General features: G+C 36.6%; 8 protein-coding genes. 4 read left to right on the top strand and 4 right to left on the bottom strand.

Annotated elements, in window-relative coordinates; all coding sequences use genetic code 11:
- The coding region (locus ACTHJT_RS08870) for a T9SS type A sorting domain-containing protein (RefSeq protein ID WP_440237667.1) at nt 1-840 on the top strand (840 nt) is incomplete at its 5' end.
- An 80-nt stretch (nt 841-920) separates the two neighbouring features.
- Here the strand turns inward: ACTHJT_RS08870 and ACTHJT_RS08865 are convergent.
- Both ACTHJT_RS08865 and ACTHJT_RS08860 read right to left on the bottom strand, forming a co-directional pair.
- Nucleotides 921-1,730 carry a hypothetical protein gene (locus tag ACTHJT_RS08865; RefSeq protein ID WP_440237666.1) on the bottom strand — a complete coding sequence of 270 codons (810 nt, stop codon included), beginning with the start codon at nt 1,728-1,730 and terminating at the stop codon, nt 921-923.
- 119 nt (nt 1,731-1,849) lie between these two features.
- Nucleotides 1,850-3,490, bottom strand: coding sequence for an ABC-F family ATP-binding cassette domain-containing protein (locus tag ACTHJT_RS08860; protein WP_440237665.1), 1,641 nt, complete (start codon nt 3,488-3,490; stop codon nt 1,850-1,852).
- Between the two features lie 359 nt (nt 3,491-3,849).
- Between ACTHJT_RS08860 and ACTHJT_RS08855 the strand changes: the two genes are divergently transcribed.
- The 3 genes from ACTHJT_RS08855 (at nt 3,850) to dacB (ending at nt 6,790) form a co-directional block, all read left to right on the top strand.
- Nucleotides 3,850-4,335: a hypothetical protein gene (locus ACTHJT_RS08855; protein WP_440237664.1), complete on the top strand. Its 486-nt coding sequence runs from the start codon at nt 3,850-3,852 to the stop codon at nt 4,333-4,335.
- A 135-nt stretch (nt 4,336-4,470) separates the two neighbouring features.
- Nucleotides 4,471-5,319, top strand: a complete 849-nt coding sequence (ypfJ, locus tag ACTHJT_RS08850) for a KPN_02809 family neutral zinc metallopeptidase (protein ID WP_440237663.1) — start codon at nt 4,471-4,473, stop codon at nt 5,317-5,319.
- 46 nt (nt 5,320-5,365) lie between these two features.
- Nucleotides 5,366-6,790 carry a D-alanyl-D-alanine carboxypeptidase/D-alanyl-D-alanine endopeptidase gene (gene dacB / locus ACTHJT_RS08845; RefSeq protein WP_440237662.1) on the top strand — a complete coding sequence of 475 codons (1,425 nt, stop codon included), beginning with the start codon at nt 5,366-5,368 and terminating at the stop codon, nt 6,788-6,790.
- A 66-nt stretch (nt 6,791-6,856) separates the two neighbouring features.
- Here dacB and ACTHJT_RS08840 read toward each other — a convergent pair whose 3' ends face one another.
- Entirely contained in the window at nt 6,857-7,792 is a 936-nt protein-coding gene (locus ACTHJT_RS08840) for a TerC family protein (protein ID WP_440237661.1), read from the bottom strand.
- Nucleotides 7,793-7,892: 100 nt separating this feature from the next.
- On the bottom strand, nt 7,893-8,295 hold a 403-nt coding region (locus tag ACTHJT_RS08835; RefSeq protein ID WP_440237660.1), incomplete at its 5' end, for a DedA family protein.

Here is an 8,295-nt window from a genome sequence, read left to right as displayed (position 1 = left end):
TTCTGTTCCGGTAGTAGCGTTACATTAACCTCAATAGCAGGTACTGCATATAAATGGTTTAAGGGAACAACCGAGATAAACGGCGCAACAGCATCTGCATATACGGCAAATGTAGGCGGCTCCTATATTGTAGAAGTAACTAATAGTGATGGTTGTAAAAAGGCTTCAGATCCTCTCTTAATTACAGAAAATGCATTGCCAACAGCAACCATTACAACTGCTTCAACATCATTCTGCTCAGGTAATTCTGTAATTCTTTCATCAAGTCCGGGAAAATCTTACCAATGGTTTGAATCAAACACTGCAATTGCAGGAGCAACGAGCGACACATATACAGCATCTTCTGCAGGTAATTATACTGTTGAAGTAACAAGTACAGAAGATTGCAAAAATACGTCTGAAAATACAGCACTTACAGTAGTTAGTTCAGTTACCTGGTATGCAGATATTGATGGTGATGGAACGGGTGATGCGCAAACTGTCATTTCATCTTGTACACAACCTGTCGGCTATGTATCAGTTGCAGGTGATTTGTGTACGGAAGATCCGGATAAAACAGAACCTGGCTTATGTGGTTGCGGATTTACAGAAGAAAGCTGTGCACCGACAGGTGTTGACAGTAAAACAGGAAAGAAAATCTTCGTGTTATATCCGAACCCTGTAAAACAGACAACGCTATATTTTTCAGAAACAATTACAGGATCTGTTTACGATGCGAAAGGATCCCTGGTATTTGTCTTCAGGAATGTTTCCTCCATTGAAACAGGTACTCTGGAAAATGGGCTGTATCTGATACAGACTCCGGAAGGCGAACATTATAAATTCTATATCGCGAGATAATAGATAAAACCGATCATAAAAAAGTCCCGTCCGATAGCTATCGGACGGGACTTTTTTATTGTTTGAAAATTAATATGATTTTATAAATCAATCTTAACGTTGTATTGAGTTCCATCCAATTCAAAAAACAAATAGAATGCTCTGTTTGTAAGTGAAATTAATTGGAAGGTTGTAACACGGGGGAAGCTTTTTAACTCACCTTCTATATAAACCAGCCCGTTTTCAGTATAAGTATTGTTAATATGAAATTGACCATTAAAATACAGCTGATATACATCTGTTCTTCCCTGATGCATATACCACTGAATTGTTGAAGAAAAATCATTTTTTTCTGCTACTACTTTTTCAAATGCTTCCTGCGTAGGTAGGTTGCTGCAATAGGCTGTGCCATATAATTGAGTTACGGTTGTATCAGCATCTTCAGTCACTGCGAGCCCTTTTTGTTGAGGTACCAATATGATGTTCGCTCCCTTTAATGCCGCCTGCATCTTTAATATGCGGTAAGGCCTTTCCAATGATTTTGCATGTCTGTCTTTGCTTACATGTTGGTATTTGCTACGAATGGAACCTATTTTGGTGAAACCTTCAACATCTCTTGGATTATGGGTGATGATAATATCATCAAAGTTTGATACACCTTCGATTACTTTTAAAAAATATGTAGGTTTTACTGTAAAGAATTTGACGTTTTTATAAATGATCTTTTCTACATCATTTTTGGATATAGCAAGTGTGGCAGTACCGTCAACTAATTTATAATAAACAGAGTCTTCTTTTATCTTAACTGAAACACACGAAATTTTTTGTGTTTTGCTGATAATAGTATCTGTTTGACTGAAGCCAGTCAGTGAAAAAAATAATAAAATACTTATACAGATCGCTTTTATCATATTAATAATCGAGGCTGATATAATTTACTAACGTATATACGTATAAGTTAGTATAAGGATTAAGCGGTGAAAAATTAGTTAAAAAACCGCCACTTCTTAAGAAGTGGCGATTAGTTCTTTTATTTAACTTTTCGTTCAATATCTTTTAGGCTGTCCATTTTCTTATTTCTTAGGAAACCATTGATATCTTCAAAATGTTCCTTTATCCGCTTGTTGCCGAATTCGAAAACTTTGGTTGCTAATCCGTTTAAGAAATCCCTGTCGTGTGAGACCAGGATAATTGTTCCGTCAAACGCCACCAATGCTTCTTTTAAGATATCTTTTGTTTTGATGTCTAAATGGTTTGTCGGTTCATCCAGAATCAACAGATTGACAGGTTCCAGCAATAGTTTGATCATTGCCAAACGCGTTTTTTCTCCTCCTGACAAAACTTTTACTTTTTTTGCTGAAGCATCTCCGCCAAACATAAAGGCTCCCAGAATATCTCTGATTTTAGTACGGATATCACCAACAGCAATAGTATCGATGGTTTGGAATACGGTTAAATCTTCATCAAGCAGGGAAGCTTGATTCTGTGCGAAATAACCGATCATACTGTTGTGCCCCAATTCAAGTCCGCCTTCATAATCAATCTGGTTCATGATTGCCTTGATCAGCGTTGATTTACCTTCACCATTTTTGCCAACGAAGGCAACTTTTTCACCGCGTTCGATTGTCATAGAGGCATTCTGGAATACAATGTGGTCACCGTATTTTTTTGTCAGATCTGTAACAATAAGCGGGTAGTTTCCAGAGCGTGGCGCAGGAGGAAACTTAAGGCTCAGGGCTGATGTGTCTACCTCATCTACTTCAATAGGTTCAAGCTTTTCCAGCATTTTAACGCGTGATTGTACCTGAAGGGTTTTTGAGTAAGTTCCTTTAAAACGTTCGATGAATTCTGTTGTATCAGCAATAAAACGCTGCTGTTCATCAAATGCTTTCTGCTGGTGCTGACGACGTTCTTTTCTAAGTTCTAAGTAATGAGAATAGTTTACTTTATAATCGTAAATTCTACCCATGGTAACTTCAATCGTACGATTGGTGATATTGTCAACAAAAGCTTTATCGTGCGAAATGACCATTACAGCTTTTGCATTATTTACTAAAAAGTCTTCCAGCCATTGTATGGATTCAATATCCAAATGGTTAGTAGGCTCATCCAGCAAAATCAAATCAGGTTTTTGCAACAGAATCTTTGCAAGTTCAATGCGCATTCTCCAGCCACCGCTGAATTCGGAGCATGGGCGTGTAAAATCTTCACGGAGAAAGCCGAGACCTAATAAAGTTTTTTCAACTTCAGCATCAAAATTAACTTCTTCAATAGAATAATATTGTTCACTTGCTTCTGATACACGTTCAATGATTTTCATGTATTCATCAGACTCATAATCTGTGCGTGTTTCCAATTGATGATTCAATTCATCAATTTCTTTTTTCAACGCAAGTACTGTTGAAAATGCTTTCGATGTTTCTTCAAATACATTGCTATCATCTTTAACCAGTAAATGCTGAGGCAAATAAGCAATAACGGCACCATTAGGGGCAGTAACTTTTCCGCGTGTTGGTTTATCAACGCCTGCAATAATTTTTAGCATGGTTGATTTCCCTGCACCGTTTTTGCCCATCAAAGCGATGCGGTCATTATCATTTATGTTAAAGGTAACGTCACTGAACAACGTATTGCCGCTGAATGCTACGGCTAGCCCATCTATTGAGATCATGTAAACTAATTTAAGGCTGTAAAGATACTGATTTTAGAAGGAAATAATTTTTGAAGTGTCTTATATTTCTTACCAGTTAAAAAGGATAAAAAGCGAGGTGTGTGCAGGAAACAAACTAAAAATCAATGGAGAAATTCTGATTGTGAAAGCTTTCAACGAATTCGTTTTTAAAATGTTACAGCCAAAAGGGCATGATCTTTTTATAGATAATATAAATATTTGAAAATTAAATATTTATATATAAATTTGAATAGTGTCTGTGGATAACTTGATAGTATTAAATAAACACCCCTAATCCATGGAATCGAAATATTGCGTAACTTGTAACCTCATTATCTGATTAAAATTTAATTAATTATATGAAAAATAATATTCTAAAGCTATTCATTGTATTTGTACTGGGATTGGTAAGCATGTTTGCTTTGTTAAGTTTTACAAACGAAAACGTTAAAGAACCAGCTTTTACTAAGATTGGTAATGATACAGCACATGCATTCGTTAAAATTCCTAAGATTACAAAATTCTATACAAAAGGTGAATTGGATAAAATGCAGAAACTGGAATTGATTGATATTTATAAATCAAGATTAGCTTATTTGATTGAAACATTACCATTCTTATCGCTGCACCCTGAACCGGGAGCGACCTTCAAGGATATGTCAATTCCTGAAACTGAAATCAATATTGCTCACTTAGACAAAGAAGCAAAAAACAGAGAAGATTTTATCAGATCTTTAAATGAAACACTTGATGATGTTATTCCTTATTCAGAAAAAACAAATATCGTTTGGTCTATTCTTTATTTTGAAGAGATGATCAAAAAAGCAAACTATACAGAAAAATAAAATTTACATATTATTGATAAAACAAAAAGGTCACGCATTAAGCGTGACCTTTTTGTTTTATCAGGTTTTGAGAAGCAATCTATTTGCTGTAAATTTAATTAAAGCGTTTATTCAAACATTTAAACTTTTAATATTATGAAATGGCAAGGCAGACGAGGCAGCGATAATGTAGAAGATCGCAGAGGCTTTTCAGGCGGCACAATTGCAATGGGCGGCGGAGTGGTTGGCGTGGTTTTTTTACTGGTTCAATTATTTCTGGGAGGAGACAGTGCAGAAGTATTAAGTCAATTGCAGCAGCAAACTCAACAACCCTCAACTGAGCAGCCATTGAGTGCCGCTGACAAAGAGATGGGAGATATGGTTTCTGTAATTTTAGCAGATAATGAAGATGTATGGAAGAAGATCTTTGAAGAAAATGGCAAAGTGTATGTTGAACCTAAACTTGTCCTGTTCAGGACTTCAACAGAGTCGGCTTGTGGTAATGCCAGTTCTTCCATAGGTCCGTTCTATTGTCCGGCAGATCAGAAAGTATATATGGATCTTGACTTTTTTGATGAATTGAAAAATAAGTATGGTGCTGAAGGTGGCGATTTTGCTATTGCGTATGTAATCGCGCACGAAGTAGGACATCACGTACAAAATCTGTTGGGCACATCTGAAAAAATTTACAATGAGAGGCAGCGTGTCAACGAAGTTGAATCCAATAAGCTATCGGTAGCATTGGAATTGCAGGCAGATTTTTACGCCGGAGTCTGGGCGCATTATAATCAGGAAATGAATAATGTGCTGGAGCCTGGCGATATTGAAGAAGCATTGAGTGCTGCAAGTGCAGTTGGAGATGATCATTTGCAAAAGCTTGCCCGGGGCTATGTCCAACCTGATGGCTTTACCCATGGAAGCTCTGAGCAGCGTGTTTATTGGTTCAAGCGTGGATTTGAAACCGGAGATATCTCAAAGGGCAATACATTCAAAGAAATCCTTTAACATTTCAATATATTATTATTACATGCTACCTGTTAAAAAAATCCTTTTGAGTTTTTTTATTCTTTTGTTTGCTGTTAAGACTAATGCACAATCGGAGCTAGGTACGAAGGTACAGGCGATATTAGCTGATAGCGCACTTAAAACGGCTCAGATTGGTGTTTCAATCCGTAATAATCAAACCAATAAAATTGTCTTTGAACAGAATGGAAATAAATCTTTTACACCTGCTTCAAATCTTAAGCTTGTAACAACATCGGCGGCGCTGGCACTGTTAGGGCCGGAGTATCGTTTTATTACTAAAGTAAATCATTCAGGTACTATAACGGCTGGAGGGGAGTTGACGGGTATCTTGTTATTAAAAGGTAGTGGAGATCCTACGCTGGGTTCAAACAAAATGACAAATGTTACAAGTTATCAAACGCTTATTCAGAATTGGGTGGCAGTACTTAAATCAAAAGGTATAAAAGAGTTTAATGGAACTTTTATTATTGATGCCGCACACTTTGAATACAATGCCGTCCCTAACGATTATACCTGGGGAGATATCGGGAATTATTATGGAGCAGGAAGTTTTGGATTTAATATAAATGAAAACCAATATAACATTACCTTAAATCCCGGTGTGAAGATTGGCGACCCTGTTTCAGTAGTCTCTATTTCACCTAAGGATACATCCTGGAAATACAATAATACGATTTATACAGGTGCGGCAGGTTCTGGAGATCAAACAATTTTTTATTCTTCACCTTACAATCCGCAAATCTATGCACAAGGCTCCGTGCCAATAGGGAAGCCATATACAGTGAAGGGGAGTATTCCCAATCCATCAGATTTATTTGCTCAATTGTTTGTGGAAGAAATGAAATTACAGGGAATAAAATGGTCGGGTGATTATAAAATGTTAAAGCCTGGTGAAACAATAGTAAGCACTAGTCAATGGAATACCTTAATCGAGTATCAATCCCCAACGCTTAAGGAAATAGCAATCTATACAAACCTTGTCAGCAATAATCTTTATGCGGAATGTATGTTGAAGGAAATAGGTTTTAAAATGCGCGGAATAGGTTCTGTTGCTGCTGGTACAAGCGAAGTTAAAAAATACTTATCGCGCCAGGGGATTGATACTACCGGTTTGATTCTTAAAGACGGATCAGGTATGTCTCCGTTTAACTCAATTTCACCTAATCAACTGACACTGCTATTAAGTAAGCAATCTTCTAACCTCAATCTTATGTCTTGTATTCCGGTTGCAGGTAAAGATGGTACAGTGTCTCATATCTGTAAAGAAACAGGCGGAAAGGTCCGTGTTAAGAGCGGTACCATGAGCGGTACGGTTTGCTATAGCGGCTATGTACAAAGTCTTTCAGGAACACAATATGCTGTATCTCTACTGGTGAATAAACATGATGCAAAAACATGGAGTGTTCAGAAGATATTGGAGAAAGTATTGCAACAGATATACCAGCAATGAAAAAATGATTAATAATAAAAAAGGCTCATCTGATTGATGAGCCTTTTTTATTATAATGTATATGATTTAAAAGTCCAGCTCTTCGTTTTCTGTCTTAGGAAACAACCAGGATGCCAGGATCGACAAGCCCAACGCCAATACCACAAAGCTTAAAGCAAATTTGTGTGGAATAGGATACCAGGCATGAATCAATAATTTAAATCCTACAAACGATAGAATTACCGCTAAACCATAGTTGATATAATGGAACAGCTTAATAACACTTGATAGTGCGAAATACAAGGATCTCAAACCAAGTAAAGCAAATACATTTGATGTATATACAATAAATGTATCTGTTGTAATTCCTAAGATAGTCGGAATTGAATCCACGGCAAAAACCACGTCGGTACTTTCAACAATTAATACAACAATAAACAATGGCGTTGCATAAAGAATACCTTCCTTACGGACAAAGAATTTGTCACCCTCGTAGTTTTTGGTAACACGGATCAGTTTGTTTGTTAATTTAAGGATGATGTTATTTTCCGGATCAATCTCATCATCATCACTTGAAAAGAGCATTTTTACACCTGTATAGATCAGGAATACTCCTAAAATGTAAAGCAGCCAATCAAAGTGTTCAATGAGTTCAATACCGACAATAATGAATAAGCCTCTTAATACTAATGCTCCAATGATTCCCCAGAACAGAACTTTGCGTTGATATTCCGCAGGAACGCGGAAATAGCTGAAAATAAGCATAAACACAAAAAGGTTGTCAACGCTTAAGGACTCTTCAATGATATAGCCTGTGAAAAATAGTTCAGCGGCTTCCTGGCCTTTCCAAAAATATACAAAAACGTTAAATGCCAATGCCAGCCCGACCCAAAAAGCGCTCCACTTTAACGCAGATTTAGTGGTTACAACCTTATTTCCTTTATTAAATACGAATAAGTCTAATATAAGTAGTGTTAAGATACATACATTAAAAATTATCCAAAATGAAGCTTCATTGTTCATAAATAATAATACCTTGACTATTCAATCAATTACAATTATACTCTAATATTTCCTTCCTTCCATGCTTTATTAAGAAATAAATCACAGATTGTGTATAATGTTAAGATTGTGAATTATTTACCGGATTCTCTTTTGCCCTTTTCCGCTCTTTAATATATGTTACAACAACGGGTATCCAGGTTATAATAACTATGCCTATGATGATTTGTTCAAGGTAATCCTTTGAAGAAGGGAATATGCGGCCTAATAAATATCCTCCATAGACCAGAGTAACAACCCATAACGTGCCGCCAATTAGATTGTACAAGACAAATTTTCCGAATGGATAACGGATAATACCAGCGAAAATAGGAGCAAACGTGCGGATAATTGGCAGGAATCTGGCCATGATCAGGGCAATTGCACCATAACGGACAAAGAACGCTTCAGCCGCAAACATATACTTCTTTTTAAAAAATAAAGAATCACTTTTCATGAATAAGGTACTGCCGGTTTTTAAACCA

It is taken from the genome of Cytophaga sp., from assembly GCF_051961495.1.
In the GTDB taxonomy this organism is placed as follows: Bacteria; Bacteroidota; Bacteroidia; order Cytophagales; family Cytophagaceae; genus Cytophaga.
The sequence above is the reverse complement of the archived record's forward strand: the minus strand, read 5'-3'. Positions and strand labels throughout refer to the sequence as shown.

Bases quoted from the DNA above. Each gene is read 5' to 3' on its own strand.
- ACTHJT_RS08865 (WP_440237666.1), bottom strand. From the start codon at position 1,730: ATGATAAAAGCGATCTGTATAAGTATTTTATTATTTTTTTCACTGACT.
- ACTHJT_RS08860 (WP_440237665.1), bottom strand. From the start codon at position 3,490: ATGATCTCAATAGATGGGCTAGCCGTAGCATTCAGCGGCAATACGTTG.
- ACTHJT_RS08855 (WP_440237664.1), top strand. From the start codon at position 3,850: ATGAAAAATAATATTCTAAAGCTATTCATTGTATTTGTACTGGGATTG.
- ypfJ (WP_440237663.1), top strand. From the start codon at position 4,471: ATGAAATGGCAAGGCAGACGAGGCAGCGATAATGTAGAAGATCGCAGA.
- ACTHJT_RS08840 (WP_440237661.1), bottom strand. From the start codon at position 7,792: ATGAACAATGAAGCTTCATTTTGGATAATTTTTAATGTATGTATCTTA.